The following is a 1,281-nucleotide window of genomic DNA, read 5'->3' on the forward strand; positions in this document are numbered from 1 at the left end:
TTTCTACAGAACAAGGTCCTGCTATTATTATAGGTTTCTCTCCTCCTATTTTTACTCCGCTTACATCTACTATAGTATCTTCTTTTTTAAATACCCTATTCGCTCTTTTGAATGGCTCTTGTACTTTTAAAACTTTTGATACTCCAGGTAAAGATGCTATTAAATCTCTATCTATCTTTGAAGTATCGCCAACCATTCCTATTACTGTATAATCCACACCAACACTTTTATGTATTCCTAAACCTGCATTTTTTAATCTTTCTATAATACTTTCTACATGCTCTTCTTTGGCATTTGGTTTCATTACTACTATCATAATAAAATCTCCTTAAAAAAATAATATTATTTATATATATTTTCTATTTAAAAAAAGCCCTTCTAAAATAAAGTCCATGAGCGGGAGCAGTAACAAATGCAAGAGTTCTGTCCTCTTTTTTTAGTATCTCTTCTATAAAATTAACAGGCATATTCTTTCTTTGCCCCTCTACCAATGTACCAACTATAATACGAACCATATTATGCAAAAAAGCATTGCCCCTTATAATAAAATATATAGTATCTTTTTTTCTTATGGCTCTCACCCTCTCAATATACCTAAACTTAGAATCATTCTCATCTTCAGTAGAGCAAAAAGATGTAAAATTATGCTCTCCTATAAGATATTTAGCATATTCATTTATAAGTTTTTCATTTATGATGTTCTTTCTGTAAAACCAAGAATATCTCTCATAAAAAGGAACTGATATATCACTGTTTTGAACTACATATATATATTCTCTAAAAGTAGCAGAAGCCCTAGCATTAAAACTATCATCTACAACTTCAGATTTAATTATTCTTATGTCTTTAGGAAGAGCAGAGTTTAAAGCCCTAGTCACTCTTTCTATAGGCACGAGCATTTTTTCAACTCTAAAATTAGCCACCTGCCCCAAAGCATGCACACCAGCATCAGTACGTCCGCATCCATATATAGTGCTTTTTTTTGAATATATTTTTTGAACCGCTTTGTAAATTTCTCCCTGAACCGTTCTCAAATTAGGCTGTATCTGCCAGCCAAAAAAATCTGTTCCGTCATATTGTATAGTTATTTTTATATTCGTCATTATTATTCATACTAGTAAAAATTATATTTGAATAATCATACTATAATAATAAATTAAGTCAAATTATAAAAATTGAAATTTATTTACTATTTTTAATAAAGATAAAAAATAATTTTAATATAACAATATAAGAATTTTAAAATAAATATTAGCTATAGCTTTATAAAATATTTTATAA

The 1,281-nt window shown here is 28.3% G+C and carries 1 protein-coding gene and 1 pseudogene; both read right to left on the reverse strand.

Annotated features, from left to right (window positions below; all coding sequences use genetic code 11):
- Positions 1-316: pseudogene (locus tag E6A48_RS11480) on the reverse strand (3-deoxy-7-phosphoheptulonate synthase); the annotation flags it as partial.
- 43 nt (positions 317-359) lie between these two features.
- Positions 360-1,103: a tRNA pseudouridine(38-40) synthase TruA gene (gene truA / locus E6A48_RS11485; protein ID WP_219710445.1), complete on the reverse strand. Its 744-nt coding sequence runs from the start codon at positions 1,101-1,103 to the stop codon at positions 360-362.
- Positions 1,104-1,281 lie beyond the last annotated feature (178 nt).

This window comes from Brachyspira pilosicoli (assembly GCF_019402445.1).
Lineage (GTDB): Bacteria > Spirochaetota > Brachyspiria > Brachyspirales > Brachyspiraceae > Brachyspira > Brachyspira pilosicoli_B.